24 protein-coding genes are annotated in these 24,144 nt (G+C 36.4%); 10 read left to right on the plus strand and 14 right to left on the minus strand.

Annotation, left to right across the window (positions count from 1 at the left end):
• The first annotated feature begins 11 nt into the window (after positions 1 to 11).
• Positions 12 to 512, plus strand: coding sequence for a hypothetical protein (locus G9Q29_RS11415; protein ID WP_166137360.1), 501 nt, complete (start codon positions 12 to 14; stop codon positions 510 to 512).
• Positions 513 to 568: 56 nt separating this feature from the next.
• On the opposite strand, the gene G9Q29_RS11420 is transcribed toward G9Q29_RS11415, so the two are convergent.
• The 4 genes from G9Q29_RS11420 to G9Q29_RS11435 all read right to left on the minus strand — a co-directional run bounded on the left by G9Q29_RS11420 (position 569) and on the right by G9Q29_RS11435 (position 4,820).
• Positions 569 to 1,213, minus strand: a complete 645-nt coding sequence (locus tag G9Q29_RS11420) for an alpha/beta hydrolase (protein ID WP_166137363.1) — start codon at positions 1,211 to 1,213, stop codon at positions 569 to 571.
• 64 nt (positions 1,214 to 1,277) lie between these two features.
• Positions 1,278 to 1,610: a hypothetical protein gene (locus G9Q29_RS11425; protein WP_166137366.1), complete on the minus strand. Its 333-nt coding sequence runs from the start codon at positions 1,608 to 1,610 to the stop codon at positions 1,278 to 1,280.
• Positions 1,610 to 2,866 (minus strand): dihydroorotase, encoded by a 1,257-nt coding sequence (locus tag G9Q29_RS11430; RefSeq protein ID WP_166137369.1) that lies wholly within the window; start codon positions 2,864 to 2,866, stop codon positions 1,610 to 1,612. Before G9Q29_RS11430 ends, G9Q29_RS11425 begins: the two co-directional genes overlap by 1 nt.
• A gap of 31 nt (positions 2,867 to 2,897) precedes the next feature.
• Positions 2,898 to 4,820 carry a vWA domain-containing protein gene (locus tag G9Q29_RS11435; RefSeq protein ID WP_166137372.1) on the minus strand — a complete coding sequence of 641 codons (1,923 nt, stop codon included), beginning with the start codon at positions 4,818 to 4,820 and terminating at the stop codon, positions 2,898 to 2,900.
• A gap of 181 nt (positions 4,821 to 5,001) precedes the next feature.
• On the opposite strand from G9Q29_RS11435, the gene G9Q29_RS11440 reads away from it, so the two are divergent.
• Together G9Q29_RS11440 and G9Q29_RS11445 are read left to right on the plus strand one after the other, a co-directional pair.
• Positions 5,002 to 6,114: a lactonase family protein gene (locus G9Q29_RS11440; protein ID WP_166137375.1), complete on the plus strand. Its 1,113-nt coding sequence runs from the start codon at positions 5,002 to 5,004 to the stop codon at positions 6,112 to 6,114.
• A gap of 45 nt (positions 6,115 to 6,159) precedes the next feature.
• Positions 6,160 to 6,453, plus strand: coding sequence for a hypothetical protein (locus G9Q29_RS11445; protein WP_166137379.1), 294 nt, complete (start codon positions 6,160 to 6,162; stop codon positions 6,451 to 6,453).
• A 261-nt stretch (positions 6,454 to 6,714) separates the two neighbouring features.
• Here the strand turns inward: G9Q29_RS11445 and G9Q29_RS11450 are convergent, their stop codons facing one another.
• From G9Q29_RS11450 to G9Q29_RS11460, 3 genes are all read right to left on the minus strand, one after another.
• A complete protein-coding gene (locus G9Q29_RS11450; protein WP_166137382.1) occupies positions 6,715 to 8,067 on the minus strand; it encodes a DEAD/DEAH box helicase in 1,353 nt (450 codons plus the stop codon).
• Between the two features lie 65 nt (positions 8,068 to 8,132).
• Positions 8,133 to 8,897: a TIGR02757 family protein gene (locus G9Q29_RS11455; protein WP_166137385.1), complete on the minus strand. Its 765-nt coding sequence runs from the start codon at positions 8,895 to 8,897 to the stop codon at positions 8,133 to 8,135.
• 153 nt (positions 8,898 to 9,050) lie between these two features.
• Positions 9,051 to 9,737, minus strand: coding sequence for an ABC transporter ATP-binding protein (locus tag G9Q29_RS11460; RefSeq protein WP_166137388.1), 687 nt, complete (start codon positions 9,735 to 9,737; stop codon positions 9,051 to 9,053).
• Positions 9,738 to 9,984: 247 nt separating this feature from the next.
• Here G9Q29_RS11460 and msrA point away from each other — a divergent pair, with 247 nt between their 5' ends.
• Together msrA and G9Q29_RS11470 are read left to right on the plus strand one after the other, a co-directional pair.
• Positions 9,985 to 10,533 carry a peptide-methionine (S)-S-oxide reductase MsrA gene (gene msrA, locus G9Q29_RS11465; RefSeq protein ID WP_166137635.1) on the plus strand — a complete coding sequence of 183 codons (549 nt, stop codon included), beginning with the start codon at positions 9,985 to 9,987 and terminating at the stop codon, positions 10,531 to 10,533.
• A gap of 49 nt (positions 10,534 to 10,582) precedes the next feature.
• Positions 10,583 to 10,882 carry a hypothetical protein gene (locus G9Q29_RS11470; protein WP_166137391.1) on the plus strand — a complete coding sequence of 100 codons (300 nt, stop codon included), beginning with the start codon at positions 10,583 to 10,585 and terminating at the stop codon, positions 10,880 to 10,882.
• A gap of 10 nt (positions 10,883 to 10,892) precedes the next feature.
• Here the strand turns inward: G9Q29_RS11470 and G9Q29_RS11475 are convergent, their stop codons facing one another.
• The 6 genes from G9Q29_RS11475 to G9Q29_RS11500 form a co-directional block, all read right to left on the minus strand.
• Complete coding sequence (locus G9Q29_RS11475) at positions 10,893 to 11,195, minus strand: DUF6787 family protein (RefSeq protein ID WP_166137394.1); 303 nt, start codon at positions 11,193 to 11,195, stop codon at positions 10,893 to 10,895.
• A gap of 33 nt (positions 11,196 to 11,228) precedes the next feature.
• Complete coding sequence (locus G9Q29_RS11480; RefSeq protein ID WP_205729862.1) at positions 11,229 to 11,669, minus strand: DUF6146 family protein; 441 nt, start codon at positions 11,667 to 11,669, stop codon at positions 11,229 to 11,231.
• Positions 11,670 to 11,758: 89 nt separating this feature from the next.
• The gene (locus G9Q29_RS11485) at positions 11,759 to 12,322 is read right to left on the minus strand and encodes a DUF937 domain-containing protein (protein ID WP_166137397.1); all 564 of its coding nucleotides are present in this window, start codon (positions 12,320 to 12,322) and stop codon (positions 11,759 to 11,761) included.
• 96 nt (positions 12,323 to 12,418) lie between these two features.
• Complete coding sequence (locus G9Q29_RS11490; protein WP_166137400.1) at positions 12,419 to 13,369, minus strand: D-2-hydroxyacid dehydrogenase; 951 nt, start codon at positions 13,367 to 13,369, stop codon at positions 12,419 to 12,421.
• Between the two features lie 170 nt (positions 13,370 to 13,539).
• Positions 13,540 to 14,610: a 3-phosphoserine/phosphohydroxythreonine transaminase gene (serC, locus tag G9Q29_RS11495; protein WP_166137403.1), complete on the minus strand. Its 1,071-nt coding sequence runs from the start codon at positions 14,608 to 14,610 to the stop codon at positions 13,540 to 13,542.
• A gap of 90 nt (positions 14,611 to 14,700) precedes the next feature.
• On the minus strand, positions 14,701 to 15,762 hold the full coding sequence (locus G9Q29_RS11500; protein WP_166137406.1) for an acyl-CoA reductase: 1,062 nt from the start codon (positions 15,760 to 15,762) through the stop codon (positions 14,701 to 14,703).
• Positions 15,763 to 15,896: 134 nt separating this feature from the next.
• Here G9Q29_RS11500 and G9Q29_RS11505 point away from each other — a divergent pair, with 134 nt between their 5' ends.
• Entirely contained in the window at positions 15,897 to 16,247 is a 351-nt protein-coding gene (locus tag G9Q29_RS11505; RefSeq protein ID WP_166137409.1) for a 4Fe-4S dicluster domain-containing protein, read from the plus strand.
• Positions 16,248 to 16,378: 131 nt separating this feature from the next.
• On the opposite strand, the gene G9Q29_RS11510 is transcribed toward G9Q29_RS11505, so the two are convergent.
• Positions 16,379 to 19,027 carry a TonB-dependent receptor gene (locus tag G9Q29_RS11510; protein WP_166137412.1) on the minus strand — a complete coding sequence of 883 codons (2,649 nt, stop codon included), beginning with the start codon at positions 19,025 to 19,027 and terminating at the stop codon, positions 16,379 to 16,381.
• Positions 19,028 to 19,312: 285 nt separating this feature from the next.
• On the opposite strand from G9Q29_RS11510, the gene ychF reads away from it, so the two are divergent.
• From ychF to G9Q29_RS11530, 4 genes are all read left to right on the plus strand, one after another.
• Positions 19,313 to 20,407 (plus strand): redox-regulated ATPase YchF, encoded by a 1,095-nt coding sequence (gene ychF / locus G9Q29_RS11515; protein WP_166137415.1) that lies wholly within the window; start codon positions 19,313 to 19,315, stop codon positions 20,405 to 20,407.
• Between the two features lie 277 nt (positions 20,408 to 20,684).
• Positions 20,685 to 21,350, plus strand: coding sequence for a hypothetical protein (locus tag G9Q29_RS11520; protein ID WP_166137417.1), 666 nt, complete (start codon positions 20,685 to 20,687; stop codon positions 21,348 to 21,350).
• Between the two features lie 31 nt (positions 21,351 to 21,381).
• Positions 21,382 to 21,903: an NADPH-dependent FMN reductase gene (locus G9Q29_RS11525; RefSeq protein ID WP_166137419.1), complete on the plus strand. Its 522-nt coding sequence runs from the start codon at positions 21,382 to 21,384 to the stop codon at positions 21,901 to 21,903.
• Positions 21,904 to 22,262: 359 nt separating this feature from the next.
• Positions 22,263 to 24,131, plus strand: a complete 1,869-nt coding sequence (locus G9Q29_RS11530; RefSeq protein WP_166137422.1) for a DNA topoisomerase IV subunit B — start codon at positions 22,263 to 22,265, stop codon at positions 24,129 to 24,131.
• Positions 24,132 to 24,144 lie beyond the last annotated feature (13 nt).

The following is a 24,144-nucleotide window of genomic DNA, read 5'->3' on the forward strand; positions in this document are numbered from 1 at the left end:
AAAATTAGAAAATGAAAAATTCTTTCTTGCTTTATCTTACAATTTTGGCCGTTTTATCAACTCTTTTTACTTATATGTTTTTGAGTAATCAAGTAAATTTTGAGCAAAAGCGCTACGAAAAAACAACTAAAAAATTACGTGATAGTTTAACTTTAGTAACTAATCAATTGGCAGAAGCTGATTATTTTTCGTTAAACAAAAATGAAAATGCTCAAAATTATTTAGAAGCTAGTTTTCCTGATAAAACCATTCAATACGAAAAGTTAATTCCTGTGGTTACTGAAAAATTATTAGACTTTAACTCTAATCCAAAAGGGAATCCTTACACCGGTCAGGATCAAATTGGAGCTAATAAATTTGTGATTAATAAAGTGAAAATTTTAAACCACCGATGGATTATTGCAGATTATAGTGATGGCGAACGTTGGGGCGAAGTTCTTTTGAAATACTTTATCAATGAAGATGACAGTATTTCATTTGAAGTAAACCAGTCGTTTATTTATCAGAAGTAAAAATCAAAAAAAATCGCAGTAAAGAATTTAATTCCTACTGCGATTTTTTTATTTTTTTATTCTTGTAACCAAGCTTTAAAGTCATAAAAATTTTGTGGTGCTACTCCATGGCCAACAGCATATTCTTTGTAGGTTATAGGAATACCATATTTTTCGATTATTGCAGGTGTTTTTCTGGCCCAATCAATAGGGATTACTTGGTCTACCGTGCCATGTGAGGCAAATATTTTTAAGTTGTTAAAACAGTTTTTTAAGTAATCAGCGGTTGCCATTTCAAGATTTACATAACCACTCATAGCAACAATTCGTTGCACTGTTTCTGGGTACGATAAAGCTACGGCATAACTTAAAATTGCTCCTTGGCTAAAACCGATTAAAGAAACATCATGCTTATTGATTGGATAATTTTCAATTAACTCTTCAATAAATTTTTTGATACGATCTCTAGATTCTTGTCCTTGACCAACATCTGAAAATTTATTTTCGTCTGCATCAAAGTTGATGGCGTACCAAGCATAACTACCATACTGCAAATCATACGGAGCTCTTGCCGAAACTACATAATATTCGTCTGGCAATTCTTCTGCAAAAGAGAATAAATCAGCTTCATTGCTACCGTAACCGTGCAATAATAACAATAATGGATTTTGAGCTTCAATTTTTTTAGGCTCTCTAATTTTATATTCTAAAGATAAATTCATGATGTGTTTTTTAAGGAATACTGAAATCTTGTTTTTTCAGTTAAATAGTGGCTTCTAACTTCGTTTATGAAATATTAGAAAGCCATTTTTGATATAAGTTACCTAAGAGCGGTAATGGTTTCATTTCGCCTCTTATGGCAGATGTAATCCCATACGACCACAAAACTAAAATGAAAATCCACATTGGAGCGGAGATCATCATACTATCAAAGTTACTAATGATAAGCCCAAGTGAAAAGAAAGTAAGTGTGAGTCCAAGTCCTTGTCGGATGTGAAATGAGGCAAAGGCACTTTTATCTTCGGAGTTCATTGACATAGCAATAAAAACGCCAATCCCTAAAATATAACTTGTAATTGCGGCTGTTTTTCCTGAATTAGACTGATTTGTTGGTGTCATTATTTGTTTAAAATTAATTGTCCTTGGTTTACAATTCCGTATGCTTTTCCTTTAATTGCGCTACCTAAAAAAGCAGAATTCTTCGATTTTGATAGTATGTTTTCTTTTTGAAAGATAGCATCTCCATCAGGATTGAATAAGCTAAGTGAAGCTGCTGCTCCTTCCGTTATGCTGTGCGACTTGATGCTAAAAGTAGCTTTTCCAGCGGTTAATTTCTCAATAACTAGCTCTAGTGGAAGCACAGTTAGTAAGCTTGAAAAAGCGCTTTCTAAACCTATCGTTCCATATTTTGCGCCATCAAATTCCATTTTTTTGTGTTCAATATCAATTGGATTATGGTCAGATGTAATCATGTCAATGGTCCCATCGTGAATACCTTCCAAAAGCGCTTGTCGGTCAGTTTCGCTACGCAGCGGAGGCAAAACCTTAAAACGGGTATCAAAATCGTCAAGCTTTTCATCGGTCAAAACTAAGTTGTGAACAGCAACGCTACTAGTAACCTGCAATCCTTTTGCTTTAGCTTCTTTAATTAATTCAACCGATTTTTGAGTAGAAATGGTAGGAATGTGCAACTTTCCACTGGTGTATTCCAATAAATATAAATTTCGCGCTACTTGCAATTCTTCAGCTAAACTCGGTATTCCCTTTAGACCTAAACGAGTTGAAACAATACCTTCATGCACTACTCCATGTCCTTTTAGTGTGTTGTCTTGGCAAAAAGCGATGAGTAATCCATCAAAATCTTGTACGTATTGCAAAGCGATTTTCAGCAAGTTTGCATTCGAAATACTTTTGTTATAATCTCCAAACGCAATTGCACCCGCATTTTTCATATCGAACATTTCAGCCATATCAATTCCTTCGCTTCCTTTACTCAATGCACCAATCGGGTAGAGTTCAGTGGCTGCATTTTTAGCTTTTGAAAGTACAAAGTTGATTTGTGACTGATTGTCAATAACAGGGTTGGTGTTAGGTTGCAAAGCTACAGCTGTGAATCCGCTTTTAGCTGCTACCAAAAGCCCATTGGCTAAAGTTTCTCTTTCTTCAAAACCAGGTTCACCTAACGAAACACTACTGTCAAACCAACCTTGAGAAACGTGTAAATTTTCTAGTTGCAGTTCTTCAACATTATCAGGATTTGGTAATGTTTTTTCTATTTTTTGCAGGCAACCATCAACGATTAAAAGATCAGTAGTCTGGTTGTGAAATGGACTTGTAGGATCGATAATCTTGGCATTTCTGATGATTAATTTCATGATTGGATAAAGTTAAGCAAGGTGTGTGTTGTTATTTTACGAATCGAATTATCGCCATTTCAGTCAGTGCTAGCAATAGCGCAAAGATAGCAAACCATTTCCATATTTGATTATCGGATCTGTTGGTTTGTAGGGCATCAAAAAAGGATTCAATTGACGATTCAGTGTCAAAATCCGACGCAGCATTTTGATTAGTTTGAGACAGATCGCTTTCGTTTCGGTTGTAATTAAAGCTGATGTTTTCAATCCACTGTTTTTTATTGTAAATCCTGAAATTTCCGGCTTGTTGCGGATATTCTGTAAAACGCATTTTGACTTTGTTACTCAAAATTTGTTGTACCGGAATAAAGGGTTCGCCGGGACCTTTTACTTCAAGAATAGCATCTTTTGATAAGGTTACGGGCGTAATATGAGGTTGATCGTTTCCGATAGTCTGAGCTAAGCTACCATTTGATTGCTGTAAAGTAGCGAGTTTGTAAAAAGTAGGTACAATTAAAGGCGATTGCTGAAAATTAGAATTTTCAGTATTTAAAGGTGCCGCAAATACAGCTAAAGCACCAACTGGATTGATAATAGCTGTTAAAAATGCCGATTGATCTTCATACCATAAAGCCGAAGGATTGTTACTTGATAGCTTAAAGTTGCCTTTGGTTTTTGGAAACTGGAAGTTGGTAATTTTTTCTTCAAAAACAGCATAAAAAACTGGATGGTCAAAATTGATTTTGGTAATTTGTTTCTCATTCGTAGCCCAATCGGTCAACTGTATGTTAGACGTTTTTGCTAAAAATGGATTTGTATCCTTTGTATTGGCTGCAGGAATAAGAATAACACTTCCTCCCTTGTTAATAAATGATTGTAATGTAGTACTCAATGCTTGCGGTATGGCATCAATTTCATTTAAGACAATGGCATTTTGTTCTTCGATGCTGTTATAGTCCAAAGCAGAAAGTGCGCTATTGCGAAAACTAAATTCTGGAGCGGTGTAAATGCGGGATAAAAATTCGCTCTTTGATTCATCTCCAATGCTCAATACATTTACTTTTTTCATTTCGGCAATACTAAAATAGTAGGTATTGTCATAAGCTAAACCATCGTCGCTGATAGAAGCATAACCATGAAAAGCTTGTTTGGGAATAGTAAATGGAATGGATTGTTTGTTGCCTTTTAGTGTTACCGATGTTTTGGCTATCAATTTGTTTTCGTTGTATAAAGCAACCGGAATACGATCCATGTCTGAACCATAGTTTGAAATTTCAACACTAATTTCATAGAAATTGGAAACCGCTTTTTTGATAAAAACACTATCAATAGATACGTTAGTTTTTTGCTCTGCCTCCGGAATTATCAACAATGGAGTTAAGTCTTTCGATACGCTTTTAAGTGCTTTTACATCTAAATCTACCGCATCGCTGATAATTACAATATCTTTTTTGAAAGCTGATTTTCGGGCTTTGATTTGTGATAAAAGAGCTTCAACATTAAAAGGTGTTGCGCTATACTCTAAATTTTGTAAAGCGTTCGTAATTGTTTTGATATCAGTATTCCAAAAATTCTCTGTATTTGTGAGTAAGGAAAACGTAGTTTGCTCCGGTGCATGTTCCAATAAATCTTGCACAGCTCGTTTTAATAGTTCTCCTTTTTTGCCTTTGGCTTGCATGCTATAAGAATTGTCAAGCACGATGTACAATTCGTTATTAGCATTTTTACTGTCTTTGGATTCAAAAAAAGGTTGGGCAAAAGCCAAAATTAAAGCTGTTAAAAGCAAGCAACGACAAGCCAAGAGCAACCACTTTTTTAGGGTGGAGCTTTTTCTGGATTGAATAGAAAGTGCTTGTAAAAAGCGAACATTGGTGAAATATTCTTTTTTAAATCGTCTAAGTTGAAACAGATGCACCACGATGGGTATGAGGAGCAAAAACAGGAAATATAAAAATTCAGGATGTTTAAAGTGCATTAGTAAGCGGTGTTTAAAGCTTTGCAAGTCAATTGCAAGGGCATTTGTTTACTTTTCGGAATCAAAAATACAAATTTGTGAACAGATTAATGGTATTGCGCTTTTATTTTTCGGTGCTTGATTCAAAGTGTTAAACGTACACATATAATGTGTATTTTAGCTACTTAATACCATTTCAAACATGAAAAAAATAGTTTTATTTACCGTTGCGTTTCTGTTTTTAGGGGCTACTTATGCACAAAAAAACAAATTGAATTTACTCATAGGTACCTACACACAAGGTTGTGATAGTAAGGGAATTTATGTTTACGATTTTGATAGCAAGACAGGTGATTTTAAATTGAAAAACACTTCGGCTCCAACTGTGAATCCGAGTTTTTTGACAGTTTCCGATGACAACAAGTTTGTCTATGCGGTAAACGAATTTGGAAGTAAAAGTAGCGTTAGTGCTTTTAATTACGATAAGAGTTCTGCACAGTTGCAATTACTTAATACACAGCCATCGGAAGGGGCTGATCCTTGTCATATAATTACAGATGGTCCAAATGTGATGGTGGCCAATTATAGTGGTGGTAGTATTACTGTTTTTAAAAAGAAATCCGATGGAAGTCTTTCCGCAGCCAATCAAATTATTTCTCATGAAGGCAAAGGGCCAAATGCACAGCGACAAGAGGGACCTCATGTACATATGTTGCATTTTTCTCCTGATAAAAAGTATGTGCTAGCAACCGATTTAGGTACTGATACCGTGACGCTATATGCTTACAATCCTAATTCAGAAAAGATTGTTTTAACACAAACTGCTGTTGTTGCTATAAAATCGGGCAGCGGGCCAAGGCATTTAACCTTTAGTCCTGATGGGAAATACATTTATTTATTACAAGAACTTACTGCTGCTTTGTCCGTTTTTGAATATGGAAACGGTCAATTAAAATTAATTCAAGAAACTTCATTACTTTCTCCAGATTTTAAAGGTAGTTTTAGCGCAGCCGACTTGCATTTTTCTCCTGACGGAAAATTTTTGTATGCCTCAAATCGTGGAGAAGCCAATACCATTTCGATTTTTAAAGTCGAAAAAAACGGTTTGTTAAAAGTTCAAGAACATCAAAGTTCATTAGGTAAAGGGCCTCGCAACTTTGTGATTGATCCAAGCGGTAATTTTTTATTGGTTGGACACCAATATACGAATGAAGTGGTTGTTTTTAAACGAAATAAAAAAACAGGAAGTTTAACAGCAACGGGTAAGAAGATCTCTTTATGCGCACCAGTTTGTTTGGTTTTTACAAAGAAGTAAATAGTTGGCGGAAATGCGACGGCAGAACTTAACAAAACATTGAAAATGAATAGAATTTATATTTACATGTTACTTATTTTTTCTACATTTTGCCTCTCACAGAATGTGAAGCATAAGAACGCATCAGACGAGATTATATCTCAAATTGAACAGATTGAAAAAGGATATGAATATAATATTAAATTGCCAAATTCAATTGCATGCCTGACTGGTGTTTATCCGAAAAAAGTCGATGGAACTTATGTTGGAATTGTATATTATCCCACACTTGAAGAGCTAAAAATCTGGAAGAATTTTGTAAATGAAAACTATTTGAAAATAAAATATAAAGATATATAAGAGTCGAAATTAGATTCAGATATTTTTGACGTTAGAGAAATTTTATACGAATACGAATCAGGCAAATTCAAATCGAACTTTTGCAAATAATCACACAAAGTCGCTAACAGACGTTCGCACAATTGCGAATTGTGAGGAAAGTGCACGTTGACGTTTCGCAACTCATGCCAATCGGCAGTACATTTAAGGAAACAAAAAAGGCTAAAAATACAATTGCATTTTAGCCTTTTTTATGGTGTATGTAGAAAACTAATAAACGTATTATTTATTGCTGTCTTTTTTCTTTTTAGCTCGCGTTTTTAGCATGTTTCTATTCACTGATCCGTGTGTTTTTTTCTTTGTTACACCAGGACCTCCAAGATTTACCTTTTTGTTCTTTTTGCTTTTTTCCTGAAAAGCACCATCGCCGGCTAGTTTTTGTTTTTTCATCAAAAACTTAATCGGTTGTCTATCTTTTTCAGGTTCGATTAATTTGCTAGAAATCTCAACTACTTCTGGGAAAGGTTCTAAAGCCAATTCCATATTCATCAATAATTCTACTTCAATCTTCTTTTCTTCTTCGCGAGGAGCTATAAAACTTATTGCTGTACCTGTTGCATCGGCACGACCAGTTCTACCAATACGGTGCATGTACAATTCAGGTAGTTCAGGCATTTCAAAATTGACAACATGGGTGATGTTAGAAATGTCAAGTCCTCTTGCCATGATATCAGTAGTAATCAAGCCACGTAAATTGCCTTCTTGAAAAGAAGCCATAGTGCTCAAACGGTAATTTTGAGACTTATTAGAGTGAATTACCCCAAATTGACCTTCAAAATCTTCCTCGATGCGCTCGTGCAAGAGATCTGATATTTTTTTATTGTTTACAAATACCAACAAACGACTCATATCTTCCGTTGTCGAAAGTAAGTGTTTTAGTAAGTTAACTTTGGTGTTAAAATTTGGTACGTGATACGTAATTTGTGTAATGTTTTCAAGTGGTGTTCCTGATGCTGAAAGAGTAACTTCTTCAGGATAATCAAAATAATCATTCAAAATAGCATCTACCTCGTCTGTCATTGTAGCCGAGAAGAGAATGTTTTGACGTTTTTTAGGCATCATGGCCAAAATTGCAGTTAGTTGAGTGCGGAAACCCAAGTTGAGCATTTCATCAAACTCGTCAATAACTAATTTTTGCATTTCCTCAAATCGGATTACATTGTCCAAGGTAAGGTCCATGATACGTCCCGGAGTACCCACAAGAATATCACATCCTTGGTAGACAGTAGTTTTTTGGGTATTGATGTTAACACCACCGAAAATACCTATAGTACGAACCGACATGTATTTGGTTAGCTTTTCAACTTCTTCAACTACTTGTACAACCAGTTCACGTGTAGGAACTAAAATCACGATTTTTGGCGTATGGCCGGGCGTGAATTTATACAACTTTAGTAGTGGTAATAAGTAGGCAAATGTTTTTCCAGTACCTGTTTGTGCAATTCCCATCATATCACGTCCTGACATAATTACAGAAAAAGTTTTTTCCTGAATCGGAGTTGGAGTGGTAAATCCTAAATCATCAATTGCTTTTTGTACAGATTTAGGGAGTTTGAATTGTTCGAAAGTACTCATTTGCTTAAATTTTGTGCAAAGATAGTCTTTTTACAAGGAATGTGGCAAAGGCAGTTTGTTTTGGATTAAAAGCCTTCAAAAACACCCAGCCCAAACAAAGCAAAATCGTATTTTACAGGATCATTGGGATCAAATTCTCTTAGCTTGGCATCTAGCTCGGCTAAGGCTTTGCCATCATTTTGTTTTCGATTTAAAATACCCAATTTACGTGCTACATTGCCAGAGTGTACATCCAAAGGGCAGGATAGGGCAGCGGGTGAAATGCTTTTCCAAATGCCTAAATCTACTCCTTTATTGTCTTGTCGAACCATCCAACGAAGGTACATGTTGATGCGCTTGGCTGCCGAATTATTCAAAGGATCAGAGATGTGTTTTTGCGTGCGTGGCAAATGCGGAATAGAGAAAAACGTTTTCTTGAATTCAGATATGCTTTTTTGCATGGATTGTGCTTCTTGATTTTGCGCAAAAACAGCTTCAAGTCCACCGTGGTTTTTATAAATGTGTTGCAATGATTTTATGAATCCCATGAAATCTTGCCCGTTGAAGGTGCGGTGCACAAAATTATTGAGGCGTTCTACATCGCTTTCGCTGTGCGACATTACAAAATCAAAAGGTGCATTGCCCATTAAATCGAGCATGCGATGTGAATTTTGAATGATCATTTTGCGGTTGCCCCATGCAATAGTAGCACTCAGAAAGCCTGCAATTTCAATGTCTTCTTTTTGTGAAAAAAGATGCGGAATTTGAACGGGGTCACTGTCAATAAAATCAAGAGTGTTGTATTGTATGACTTTTTCGTCTAAAAAATCTTTGAGTTCAGTTGAAGTCATGTTTAAGAGGTAGCTTAATGAAATTAATTACGCATGTTTGGAGCAGTTTTCCTAGCCCAGATAGGAACGGCATCTCCCGATTTTTAAAAAAACAAGGCTTTTTCGGCCGTAGTTTTTTTGATCGGGAATATAGTGGATAGCTGGAAGTAGCTCCTAATTACTAATTTGCCCGTCTACCATAATTAATTTTCTGTCGGCCATGTTGGCGAGCTCCTCGTTGTGCGTAACGATGACAAAAGTCTGTCCGAATTCGTCACGTAATTTAAAAAATAGCTGGTGCAAATTTTCGGCTGAGGCGGTATCTAAATTTCCTGATGGCTCATCGGCAAAAATTACAGCTGGTTTGTTGATTAAAGCTCTAGCGACTGCCACACGCTGCTGCTCTCCGCCAGAAAGTGCGTTCGGTTTATGATGAATGCGGTGCGCTAAACCAAGATAGGTAAGGAGTTTTATTGCTTCGCCCTCGGTTTCTTTTTTTGATTTTTTGGCAATCAAAGCGGGTATGCATACATTCTCCAGAGCAGTGAACTCTGGTAAAAGTTGATGAAATTGAAAAATAAAACCCAAGTTGAGGTTTCTGAATTGCGACAAGGTCGTGTCATTCATTTTCGTGATATCCTGCCCGTTGATAAGTAATGAGGATTCGCCAGGCGCTACATGATGCTTGCTTGCCGCAACAGTGGGTTTGTCTAAAGTACCTAATAGTTGCAGTAAAGTGGTTTTTCCGGCTCCTGATGCACCGACAATTGAGACGATTTCACCTTGTTTGATATGTAAATCGACTCCTTTTAAAACGTGTAATTGGTCGTAATATTTATGCAAATTGGTAGCTTGAATCATTTTTTGAAACTGTTTTGACAAAGAAACAAAGATTTTAAGTATAATTAAAAAGATCCTTCGTAATTTTAGTTTAACAAACGATAAACTTTAGTTAATGACAAGGGCAAGACTGATGTATATCTTGTAACTTTGATTTAAAAATTACACTATGAAAAAAATGATAGGTGTTTTTTTGGCATTACTTCCTTTTTCATTTTGTGCCAAAGAAAAAATAGTAACAGTACCTAAAAGTATAGAAAAAAATAATATGGAAATTCAAAAAGATTGGGATGTTGCCACATTTGCGGGTGGCTGTTTTTGGTGTACCGAAGCGGTATTTTTACAGCTAGATGGCGTAACTAAAGTAGTTTCAGGATACATTGGCGGACGCACATTGAATCCGACTTATCAAGAAATAAGCGGCGGCATGACAGGTCACGCCGAGGCGATTGAAATTACTTTTGATCCAAAAAAAATAACGTATGGCGAATTGCTAGAAATATTTTTTGCCACACACGATCCAACAACATTGAATCGTCAGGGTGCTGATTCAGGAACCCAATACCGTAGCGAGGTTTTTTACCACAATGAGGCTCAAAAGCAATTAGTAACTGATTATATTGCGTTAATGACTAGCGAAAATACTTTTGGGAAACCGATTGTAACTCAAATTTCTCCTGCTACTGCATTCTATGTTGCAGAAGATTATCATCAAAATTATTACAATCAAAACAAAACGCAAGGTTATTGCAGTTATGTAATTACTCCTAAAATTGAGAAATTGCAAAAAATGTACAAAGACAAGCTCAAAAAATAATTGGCATTAGATTTGTAACTTCTTTGTGAAATATTAAAAAGTAATACAAATGAATAACCCTGTTGCTATTCCTGAAACCCAGTCCAAAATGCGTCTTTTGGCTCTGAGTATTTTATTTGATGCTATTGGAATGTTGTCTTTTACAATTCCATTTCTTGGCGAGTTTTCAGATGTGATTTGGGCGCCATTCGCTGGTTTTTTAATGACTCGGATGTACAAAGGAACATTAGGAAAAGTTGGTGGTATTTTGGCATTTGTCGAAGAGGTATTGCCATTCTCTGATTTTGTGCCCACCTTTACACTAGCTTGGCTTTATAAATATGTTATCAAAAAGGAAAACGCCCAATAAGGCGTTTTTTTTATTCCTTTAATAAAAATCCCAAGCCAATACGGCGAAGCATTTTCTTTTCAAATGTCCAAAAGAATTTGAATTGCCCGAATATAAAACCTATTAATACCAACAAAACCTGATAAATAGGAAATACTAACAAGAATCTTAGCGGATAATAACCCCAGCCAAGGGTTTCTTTGGTAATGCCTATCCACACGCACAGAGGCTTAGAAAGCCATGCAGAGGCAGAGCCCGTGATAGCGAAAACAATAAAAATTATCGTTAGTTGGTAATTGCTAGTAACACCCCAACGCTGTTTGAGTTTATTCATTTTTCTTTAAAAATCGATACAAATATACTGACATTATCTCACTGGAACAAAACCATAGAGCTGCTGTTTGTATGTGTTTTGAAAATAAATCATGTAATTGTAAATAAGATAATTCACTTCGTAGCCGTAGTTAATATTTGGATCGTAATTAATTGGCATTTCGTATAAATTAGGATTGTATCGCATGGGCTGTCTGGCACGGTTATTCCATTCGGTTACATACATAAAATTTTTGCTTTCTAAAAACGACTGTGAATGGTAATTTCGAGGCAGAGCTACAGATGTCAGCCAGGTATTAAAACCAGGTTCAATGATGATCACTTCGTATTCTAACTCTTCATTGGCAATACGAACGGTATCGCCTACTGTTGCGGTTAGCTTTTTAAAACTCGTATCATGTGGCTTTACAGCGGTACAGCTAAAAATAACGAGTGCAAATACAAGTAAAATCCAAGAGGTGTTTTTGATCGTCATGATTTTTATTTTAAAAGTACAATATAAAAACACCTACTACTAAATATTTAACAAAAAAAAATCACCCAATTGAGTGATTTTTAATGTTTTTATTTGCCAAATAGCTTTCCAAGTATACTGCCAATGCCGCCACCTTTACCAGATACAGCAGCCATGGCATCGCTGATATCTACCTTTCCGTCTGCATTTTGATCTAGTCCAAATTGGCCACCGTACTTAGAAACTGCATCCATAATGCTAGAACCATTCGCTCCGCCTCCTGAGATGGCAGCTATGATATCCGAAATTTGAAAACTACTATCGTTTGGATCTTTAGCTTTGTTCACGAGCGAGCCTAAAATTTGTGGTATTAAGTTTCCTGCTACACCAGCTGCGGTTTCACTATTAATTCCAAATTTTTGACCCAAGCTTCCTGTGAGTTGTTCGGTTAGTTTTTGAACTACAGGATTGGATGCGTTTTGAGCATTGTTACCCTGAAATAAGGATGCTAATTGTTCCACGCCGCCTTCTGAAGCTATTTTTTGTAAGCCAGCAAAAATAGAGCCGCTTGCTTCTTGAATTACGGCATCGTTTTGTTCATTTGGAATTGCGTTGTTATTTACAACTGATTCTAGTCCAAACTGTTTTGCTAATTGGGTTAATTGGTCTAACATAGGTTTTTGGTTTTGTTTAGATACCAAAGCTAAATAAAAAAAGGATTTATTTCATTGAAATAAATCCTTTTTAAGTTTAGCCTGAAATCCTTTTTGTTATGCCAAAAGGCTGATGATTTGTTGTGCCAATTCAGTACCAATTCGGTCTTGTGCTTCGCCAGTTGCTGCACCAATATGCGGTGTTAACGAAATTTTCGGGTGCATTAAAATGGCCATTTCAGGAGTTGGTTCGCTTTCAAAAACGTCTAATCCTGCAAACAATACTTTGCCGCTATCCAAGGCTTTTACCAAAGCTACTTCATCAATGACACCGCCACGTGCGCAGTTTACAATGCCCACTTCGTTTTTCATGATGCTCAATTCTTTTTCACCAATAATATATCCGTCTTGTGCAGGTACATGAAGGGTAATGAAATCAGCTTCTTTAAATACGCTTTCTAAACTTTGAGATACAATAGTAGTAGTAATTGATTGACCGTCAAAAAACGATACAGTAACATCCACTTGAGGAATAAAACTATCAGCTGCAATAACCTTCATGCCTAAGCCCAAAGCCATTTTTGCAGTAGCTTGACCAATGCGGCCAATACCTACAATTCCTAATGTTTTGCCTCTAAGTTCAATACCATTTGCGTATGCTTTTTTAAGTCCATCAAAGTTGGTATCGCCCTCAAGTGGCATATTTCTGTTCGAGTCATGCAAGAAACGAACTCCAGAAAATAAATGTGCAAATACTAATTCTGCAACCGATTCTGATGACGATGCTGGTGTATTTATCACATGAATGCCTTTGCTTTTAGCATAATCCACATCAATATTATCCATTCCTACGCCACCACGACCAATAATTTTTAGTCCCGGACAAGCATCAATAATATCCTTACGAACTTTGGTTGCGCTACGCACCAAAACAACGCTCACATTATTTTCATTGACAAAATTCGCTACTTGCTCTTGAGCTACTTTGGTTGTAATTACTTCAAATCCGCCTTGTTCTAAGGCAAGAATTCCGCTTTTTGAAATTCCGTCGTTTGCTAATACTTTCATTTTTTTATATTTTAAGAATTCTAAACGATTCTCTAGTTATTTATTTTTTAAGGAGCTATTTCCCGCTTTCCATTGTAATCTTTTATGTTTTTAAAGAAAAAACATAAAAGGATTTCCATTACAATCGGGGCTAGAGCCTTTTGCTTTTGTAGTTCGTTTTTTCTTGGCTTCTAAACTTTTGTTTCTAAAGCTTTCATAACATCAACTAAAACTTGTACGCTTTCAAGCGGTAATGCATTGTACATAGAGGCACGGTAACCACCTACACTGCGGTGACCCGGAAGTCCAGAGATACCAGCTGCTTTCCACATTTCATCAAAAATTGGGGCATGCGCCTCATCATTCAATAAAAAAGTAGCATTCATTGCTGATCTATCAGCAACTGCAGCGGCGCCTTTGAACAATGGGTTGCGATCAATTTCTGAATACAACAAATTTGCTTTAGCGTTGTTTTGCTTTTCAATAGCTGCAATTCCACCTAAATTTTTTAACCATTGCAAAGTCAATAATGAAGTGTACACCGGGAAAACAGGTGGCGTATTATACATACTTTCGGCTTTAATATGTTTGCTGTAATCCAACATGCTTGGAATCTCGCGTCCGCTTTTTCCTAGGATTGATTCTTTTACAACAACAAGGGTAGTTCCAGCAGGTCCCATGTTTTTTTGTGCGCCTGCATAAATCAAATCAAATTGAGAAAAGTCTAATACTCTCGAGAAAATATCCGAACTCATATCGCACACTACCGGCACTTCAGTAGTTGGAAAAGTTTTCATTTGTGTACCAAAAATGGTATTGTTGCTCGTGCAGTGAAAATAATCGGCATCAGTAGGAATGCTATAACCGGTTGGGATGTGGTTGTAGTTATCGTTTTTTGATGATCCTACCACTACGGTTTCACCAAATAGTTTGGCTTCTTTGATTGCCCCTGCTGCCCAAGTACCCGTATCTAAATAGGCAGCTTTTCCGCCTACTTTCATTAAATTGTAAGGAGCCATAACAAATTCTAAACTTGCTCCTCCTGCTAGAAATAAAGCTTGGTAGCCTTTTCCTTCAAGGCCTAACAATTCAAGAACCAAGGCTCTTGCTTGGTCCATCACTGCTACAAAGTCTTTGCTTCGGTGTGAGATTTCTAATAGTGATAGTCCGGAGTCGTTAAAATTAAGGATGGCTTGTGCTGATTTTTCGAAAACTTCTTGCGGTAAAATGCAAGGTCCTGCGCTGTAGTTGTGTTTTTTCATGGTGTAGTTTATATCCAAAAAATTAAAGTGCAAATTTCGGCAATACTTGCTTAATAAGGACTATTTAATTCGGAATAATTACACTTTTTTCTACGCCAAACTTGTTAAAAATGAAATTGTATCGATGTTATCTGCGTAATTCCACAATCGCGGATTTTGAGTTTCGCCAAAGGCTATACTGTTTTCAATCAAATCATCTGATACAATGCACTGTAGTAGGTCTTTTTCGTTTTCTAGACGATTTTTAAGGGCATCAAGGTTGTCGTAATATTCATAAAACACACTCGAAATTGGCGAGGCATGGCTCACATCTTCTTTAATGGTCAAAAAGCCATTGTCAAGCAATTTAAAATTACTCATCAAGAAAACGGCTTTGTTGTAATCGTAATTATTGGCATACTTCTCGTAATGAATCACATCTTGATAGGCAAAAATCGCTTCAAAAAACGGAACAAACGAGTAGTCCTTTGGAACAAACAGTTTAGAAACGTTACGGCAGCCCAAACCAAAATACCTAAAAATATCTTCACCCAATGCATGGAGTTGTGCTGCAGTTTCGTTACCGGTTAATACGGCTACCGAGTTGCGGCTTTTTCTAATGATAGCGGGTTTGTCTTTAAAATAATATTCAAAATAACGTGCTGTATTGTTACTTCCGGTGGCAATTACAGCGTCAAAATTTTCTAATTTGCCTTCTACAAAAGTAATTTTAGTGGCAAATTCAGGCTCAATTGCAATGAGGTATTTGGCTAAAAAGGGTAATAAATGTTGGTCGTTTGAAGAGGTTTTAATAACTACATTATGACCGCAAATTAACACTGATAAAAAATCATGAAAACCAACCAACGGAATATTACCTGCCAATATTAAGGCAATAGTTTTCGGTTGTTGCTGCTCAATTTCATAGGATTTTAACCACTGATCTAAATTCTCAGGAGTTAATGCTTGCGCCCATGAATTAATGGCATAGTACACATTCTCGGGAGTATACCAGCCGTTATGGCTTTGCGACAAATGAATCAAATCATGAAACGAGTCAAAAAAAGTATCGTTATGCAAAACTGCATCATTTTTTGAGGTGTTGTTGGCTGTAAATTGTCCGAGAAATTCACCTAATGCAACAAAAATACTTTTTTTTGTTTCTAATGTCATAATGTTTGCTTATGAATTGTTTTGATTGTAATTTTGCACAAAAATAAGCATAAATATGTCTAAAGTCAAAGGTCTAGCGTTCAAAAGAAATTGATCGTTGCCAGCAGACCGTCAGACTTTAAAAATTATATATCATGGCAATTATTATAACAGACGAGTGCATCAATTGTGGGGCCTGCGAACCAGAGTGCCCAAATACAGCAATTTACGAAGGTGCAGATGATTGGAGGTACAAGGACGGAACTAAATTATCGGGTACAATTATTCTTCCTGATGGAACTGAAGTAGATGCCGAGGCGGCTCAAACTCCAATCTCCGATGAGGTGTACTACATCGTTCCTGGAAAATGTACTGAGTGTAAAGGATTTCATGATGAGCCACAGTGTGCAGCAGTTTGTCCTGTTGATTGTTGTGTGCCTGATGATAACCACGTAGAAAGTGAAGAAACATTGTTAAACAGACAAGCTTTTTTACATAACGAATAACAGCTTTTTATTTTAAAGCAAAAAAAAACCTGAGATATTCTCAGGTTTTTTTGTGATTACTATTTTGAGAATGTGCAGAAAAAAAAGACCATCTTGCGACAGTCCTTTTTTGTTATTTGGATATTCTAAAATTAGAATTTGTAGTTCAAAGATAAATTGAACATCGTTCCTAATTGACTAAAGTGGTATCCATCGTAAGTCATTTGAGAGTAACGTTGGTTAAATGTGATCAAGTTAGATTGTGTTTTAACTTGTGCTGGGTCATTTAAGATCGCTACACCTGCTGCATTTTCAGCTTTGAAATTCCATTCTGGTAAAACATTCAGAAGGTTATTTACATTTAAAGCTAACGTCAATTTATCAGTAGCAGAGAACGTAACTCCTAAATCAGTAACAATTTTTGGTGTAAACTCAGTTCTTAAGTTTGCATTCATACCATCTTGTTTGAAAGTTGATTTTCCGAAATAGGTGTTATTCAAAGAAAAACCAAATTTGCCAATTTCATAGTTTGCTCCCAAAATCCATTTAGTTTCTGGTCTTGAAGTGAACATCAATGCATCTAAAGTTGCTCCAAATGAATTGTTTGTTACAGGAGAAATTCTTTCGTTTTGGAAAGTCACGTTACCAGATAAATTAAATCCTAATTTTCCTTCTCCAATTAGAATGTTACTGTAGTTTGTCACAACATCTAAACCTGCTGTTCTAGAATCAAATGAATTAGAGAAGTAAGCGATGTTACCAAATTGAGTATCTTGTCTGTCACCTAAAACAATTCTGTCTTTAACTTTAATATTGTAGTAGTCTACCGTAAGGCTAAAGTTTTTAGAAGGTTTAGCGCCAAAACCAATAGTAATGTTAGTTGATTTTTCAGCATCTAGTTGTGGTACACCCAAAATACGTGCTTGTGGTGAAACGTTATTAATGATACCGCTTACTTGAATTCCTTGACCAGCTACAAAAGAATATTGTGCTTTTTGCGTATAAATCTGGTGCAAAGTTGGTGCTCTAAATCCAGTAGAAACAGATCCTCTAAAAGTAATTTTGTCATCTAAAAATTTATATCTAGAGCTAATTTTCCAAACCGTAGCTCCACCAAAATCGCTATAATCTTCGTAACGAAGTGTTCCATTAATTAAGAAATCTTCGGTAACGTCATAAGCTAGATCAAAATAAGCTCCTAAATTGTAACGGTTCCATTTTCCAGAGTTTTCAGGTCTGTTTCCTGCAAATGAGTCAGCTCCAATTCCGTCCCATGAAGCTTTGTCACCTTCTGTTACTTCAAAAGTTTCTGTTCTAATTTCTGATCCAAAACCAATACTAACTTGGTCAGATAAGTTTTTAGAAATATCTAAGTTACCCACAATATGATTGAAAGAAGTTCCTCCAGGCTTGAATGTGATAGGGCTATTCTCTAAGTAAACATTGTTACCATCCTCATCTTGAATGTCAGAGCGGTTAAATGAATTTTCTACACTGTACGTCTGAGAGTTTCCTCCAACAGTAATACTTGCGTCAGTATTCCAACCATCTTTCACGGCTTTGTAACCTAGTGTTGCGTTGTAATCGTTCAAATCTCCCGTGAAAGTAGGTACGTAACCTTTGTAAGAAGCTGCAGTTCCGTTTCCGAAGAAATCAGCTAAGAAAGGATAATCAGCCAAAGTTCTCCAATATGGCGTTCTGTAGTTGGCAAATGAATTTACTTTTTTGTAAACATAAGCTGCATTATAGTACAATGAAGTATCGTCAGATAATCCAAATCCACCATTTACTAAAAATTTAGCAGCAGCGGTTTCAGGTGATCCATTGATATTTCCTGCATCTGGTTTTAATGCTAAAAACGATTGCACATCTGCTAGTGATGCTCCAAAATCAGCTGCTTCTCCAGCCGCATCTACCTTACCTGGTCTGTTAGCAAGGTTTACTTTAGAAAAATCTACTGTATAGTTGATGAATCCTTTTTCACCTACCTCAGAACCGTTATTTAAACTAATACCGATCATTTCTCCATCACCTTCGGAAGTCATTCCACTTCTCATAGTTACCGACGGGCCATTTGTGTTTTTCTTTAAGATGATGTTCATTACACCTGCAATTGCATCAGAGCCGTACTGCGCAGAAGCACCATCACGTAAGATCTCTACTTTTTCGATGGCGTCAGTAGGAATTGCTGATATGTCAGATCCTGTTTCTCCACGACCAGGTGAGGTCTGTACATATAATAATGAACTTAAGTTTTTTCTTTTACCGTTAATTAAGATCAAGGTTCTACTTGGTCCCATATTTCTAATCTCGTATGGATCAAGTAAAGAAGTTGCATCATTTACAGGAGTTTGTACCGTGTTAAATGACGGTATTTTGTACTGTAAAGCCTTGTCAAAAGTAGCTTGTCCTGTTGAGGTTAAGTCTTTTGCAGATAATACATCAATAGGTAATGCTGAAGTAGTGTTGCTTCGAGGAGCTGTTCTGGTTCCCGTTACTACAACTTCATTTAAGTTTTGTCCACCTTCTTCAGACATAACCACATTGATTGTAGTTTCAGTAGCGGCTCTTTCTACTTTATTAAAGCCCACGTAACTAAATACTAGGGTTGCGCCATCTTTCACTTTGATCTTGTAAGAACCATCGTTATCTGTTGCTACTCCGTTTTGTGTTCCTTTTTCAACAATGTTTACTCCTGGGAGTGTGTTGCCACTGTTGTCTTTTACAACTCCCGAAACCTGCTTCTGTGCAAAGGCAAAGGAGATGTTTAATAGAATTAATAAAAATGCGAATTTTTTCATAATACGTTGTGATTTTTTTGGTTGGATTAGAATTTGGTTGCAAGATATATATCTTTTAACAAAACATTAGTATCAAATTTTGATTTTTTTTCGATTTTAACAGTTCTTAATGTTTTAAGCCTTCTATTGCGTATTGAAAACCTATTTTAAAATGGTATATTTGCCAACTTTTAGCAACAAGCCACCTTCTTTATTTTTGTAACGTGGTCTAAAAGAGTAAAATCAATTAATGGCATTGCCCGAAACAAGTGGCAAGTCTCTTTATCATAGAAAAAGTATTTACACATGAAAGCAGGAATTGTAGGGTTACCTAATGTTGGAAAATCAACTTTGTTCAATTGTTTGTCAAACGCAAAAGCGCAAAGCGCTAACTTTCCTTTTTGTACCATCGAACCAAATATTGGTGTGGTAAACGTTCCCGATCCAAGAATTAACAAGTTAGAAGAATTGGTAAAACCAGAACGCGTGCAAATGGCAACTGTAGATATCGTTGACATTGCAGGTTTGGTAAAAGGAGCAAGTAAAGGGGAAGGTTTAGGAAATCAATTTCTTGGAAACATTAGAGAGTGTAATGCTATTATTCATGTTTTACGTTGTTTTGACAATGATAATATTGTACACGTAGATGGTAATGTAAACCCAATTCGTGACAAAGAAACTATTGATATCGAGTTGCAGTTAAAAGATCTAGAAACAGTTGAAAAACGTTTAGAAAAAGTAAATCGTGCTGCAAAAACAGGTAACAAAGAAGCGCAAACTGAAAAAGCGCTTTTAGATCGCATTCGTGAAGCTTTATTGCAGGCTAAATCAGCGCGTACTATTGTTCCTCAAAGCAATGACGAAGAGGTTTTGATGGAAGCTTTTCAATTGATCACTGCTAAACCAGTATTGTACGTTTGTAATGTTGACGAAAGTTCGGCTGTAAACGGAAACAAATATGTGGACCAAGTAAAAGAATTAGTTAAAGATGAAGATGCTGAGGTAATTATCCTTTCAGTAGGAGCCGAGGCTGATATTACCGAATTAGAAAGTTACGAAGAGCGTCAGGTTTTTCTTGAAGATATGGGACTTGAAGAGCCAGGAGCATCTGTTTTAATTCGTGCCGCATACAAATTGCTAAAGCAACAAACTTATTTCACTGCAGGTGTAAAAGAGGTTCGCGCTTGGACCATTAATATTGGTGCAACTGCACCACAGGCAGCAGGAGTAATTCACACTGACTTCGAAAAAGGTTTCATCCGTGCCGAGGTGATTTCTTATGAGGATTATGTAACTTACGGTTCAGAAGCTAAATGTAAAGAGGCTGGAAAATTTAAAGTTGAAGGTAAGGAATACGTTGTAAAAGATGGTGATGTCATGCACTTTAGATTTAACGTCTAGTTTTTAACTAGTCAAAAGTCAAAATTGAAAAGTCGAAAATTAGAAATAGCTTTCGACTTTTTTTTGAACCTAATCCCGCTTTCCGCTTCAAGATTTTCAGCTAAAGTCACTTTTTCTAAGCTCTAAAAGGAGCTTCCGATGGTCGCTCTTTTAGTGCAAGAAAAAATAGTAACTTTAGCTAAAAAAGCTTTCCGCTGCAATCGGGGGTAATTTTGTAATCTTTGTAAGTCCGATTCAATTAAAAAGTGTAAATTCACTTTAATTTTAAGCGGTTCAAATGAAGCAATTTCTTTTAATAGCAATATCTTTCCTTGTTTTTTCTTGCAAAAAAGCAAATTCGCCAGCAGATGAGAATGTGTTGTATTACGAACAACCACAGCCAATTCATGATGCTGAATTAACTCAAATTCCATTAAAGTTTAGAGGTGTTTTTGTAAATTCAGACTCTGTACACTTAACGATTTCTGAAAAAATGATCCTTAGAGAATTTGATAGAAAATTTAGAATTCACAAAACCGAGTTGGACTCTTTAAAACAAGAATTTGATTTTAAGAACGACAAATACTTTTTCAAAGGCGATAACCGTGCTTTTATTGCCAAAAACATTGGTGATTCTATTGAGTTTGTGCACACGGAAATTGATACCGTTTTTATTTTCTCAAAAACACAAAAAGCAAAAAGATTTAATGGAAAATTAGTACTGAACTACAAGGATTCATTGTACTGGGCAGTAAATACTATTGACTTAGCAAAAAATGTGCTGTACTGGAAAACATTAGGCACCAAAGACGATGTTAGACGAATGGATTCGCTAACTCAGGTTAAATCAATTCCTATTGATTCTTTAACGTATTTGGCAAAACCAACAAGAAATGAATTCAAAACCTTCATTAACTTAAAAAGGTTACAATCAGATGAAGTGTTTAAAAAATCAAATAAGTAATAGTTACATTATTCACACATAAACCAATCCTATGAAAATAATCGCTTTTGGCGCTAGCAACAGTAAAAACTCAATTAATAAACACTTGGCAACTTATGCAGCAAGTTTGTTTGGTGCAACTGAAGTTCAAGTTATTGATTTAAACGATTATCAAATGCCGCTTTATAGCGTTGATTTAGAAGCCGAAATTGGCCAACATGAATTGGCTAAAGCCTTTTTACATACGCTTTCTACAGCTGATTTGTTGGTGGTGTCAATGGCGGAGCACAATGGCAATTATTCGGCGGCCTTCAAAAATATTTACGATTGGTGTTCTCGAATTACTCCCAAAGTTTTTCAAGACAAACCAATGCTATTGCTAGCTACTTCGCCGGGAGCACGCGGTGGTGCTTCGGTTTTAGAAATTGCTAAAAATGCTTTTCCGCGCTACGGCGCTGATGTGAAAGCAACTTTCTCGTTGCCTAGTTTTAATGATAATTTCGATCTTGAAAAAGGCCTGATTACAGATGAAGAATATGATGCGGACTTAAGAAAATTGATTTTTCTTTTTTAATTGCAAACCGCTGGCTAAATAGCAAAAAAAAATATACTCGTCTCATTACCCCCGACAGCAGCGGCATCCTTGTGCCTGTGGCATTTATGCCGGCACAAGATATAGCGAATGGCGGGAGAGAGTGTCTTGAAAGGAGGATTTTGGTGGTCCTAAATGAAAAAAAGCAAGACTTTTAGAGTGAAGTAAATTCAGGCCCTGATTTCAAAATTGTTGGTGGGGTTTCGTTGTCAATATCATTTTTAATAACTTTGCCAGCATCTGCTTTTTATATAGTTTGAGATGCGCTATATTAGCGCTTTCGAGGGCTAGGCGGATAGCGAAGGCCTAACTGAACGAAGTTAAAATCCACAATTTTTACCATGTCCAATCAAAATCAATATACCGAAGATAATATTCGGTCACTCGACTGGAAAGAGCACATCCGTATGCGTCCCGGGATGTATATCGGGAAATTAGGTGATGGCTCCTCGCCAGATGACGGTATTTATATTTTATTAAAAGAAGTTCTTGACAACTGTATCGATGAGTTTGTCATGGGTTCGGGCAAAACGATTGAGGTAACTATTCGCGACAAAACGGTTTCGGTGCGTGATTACGGCCGCGGAATTCCGTTAGGGAAAGTCGTTGATGTGGTTTCGAAAATGAATACGGGTGGTAAATACGACTCTAAAGCATTCCAGAAATCGGTTGGTTTGAACGGTGTGGGTACCAAGGCTGTCAATGCTTTGTCGAATTATTTTAGGGTAGAATCAGTTCGAGATGACAAGCAAAAAGCTGCTGAGTTTTCGGCCGGAAATTTAGTCCTTGAAGAAGATATCATTGATACCACCAAGCGTAAAGGAACAAAAGTAACTTTTACGCCTGATGAAACCATTTTTAAAAATTACAAATTCCGAATGGAATATGTGATCAAAATGGTCAAAAACTATTGTTACTTGAACAATGGTTTGACGATTATTTTTAATGGTGAAAAATACATTTCGGAAAACGGGCTTCGCGATTTATTAGAAGAAACAATCAATGTCGAAGACCAAGAATACCCAATTATTCACCTCAAGGAACACGATATTGAAATTGCGCTTACTCACAGTAAAACGCAATACAGTGAGGAATACCACTCGTTTGTAAACGGTCAAAACACAACACAAGGAGGAACGCACTTGGCAGCTTACAGAGAAGCCATTGTAAAAACAATCAGAGAGTTTTATAACAAAAACTTCGAAGCATCGGATGTGCGAAAATCGATTGTGAGTGCTATAAGCATCAAGGTGATGGAACCGGTATTTGAGTCGCAGACTAAAACTAAATTAGGTTCCACAGATATGAGATCAGATGATGGCACGCCGCCAGTTTCTGTTCGTACGTTTGTAAACGATTTTATAAAAAATAAACTAGATAACTATTTACATAAAAATCCACCCACGGCAGAAGCTTTATTGCGTAAAATTTTGCAGGCGGAGCGCGAGCGAAAAGAGTTATCTGGAATTAGAAAACTAGCTACAGATCGTGCTAAAAAAGCCAATCTACACAATAAAAAATTGCGAGATTGTCGTGCGCACTTGCCCGATACTAAAAATCCTAGAAACTTAGAGAGTACACTTTTTATTACCGAGGGAGATTCGGCTTCGGGATCCATTACCAAGTCGCGCGATGTAAATACGCAAGCCGTGTTTAGTTTGCGTGGAAAGCCGCTGAACTCATACGGAATGAGTAAAAAAATTGTGTACGAAAACGAAGAGTTTAACTTGCTACAAGCTGCTTTAGATATTGAGGACGGTCTCGAAAAGCTGCGTTACAACAACATTGTAATCGCTACCGATGCAGATGTCGATGGAATGCACATTCGATTGTTGTTGATTACCTTCTTTTTGCAATTTTTCCCAGAATTAATTAAAGAAGGGCATTTGTATATTTTGCAAACGCCATTGTTTAGGGTTCGAAACAAGAAAGAAACCATTTATTGTTACTCTGAAGAAGAGCGAAAAGATGCCATCGAAAAACTAAAACCAAAACCAGAAATCACACGATTTAAAGGATTAGGTGAGATTTCACCAGATGAGTTCAAGAATTTTATTGGAGAAACCATTCGTTTAGATCCTATTATGATGGATAAAAATACGTCGATTGAGCAGTTATTGTCTTTCTACATGGGTAAAAATACACCAGATCGACAAGATTTTATTATTAAGAACTTGAAGGTGGAGTTGGATGCTTTGGTAGAGGAGTAATATAGGTTTTATT

Origin of the sequence: Flavobacterium turcicum (assembly GCF_011365745.1) — a bacterium.
Taxonomy (GTDB): Bacteria; Bacteroidota; Bacteroidia; order Flavobacteriales; family Flavobacteriaceae; genus Flavobacterium; species Flavobacterium turcicum.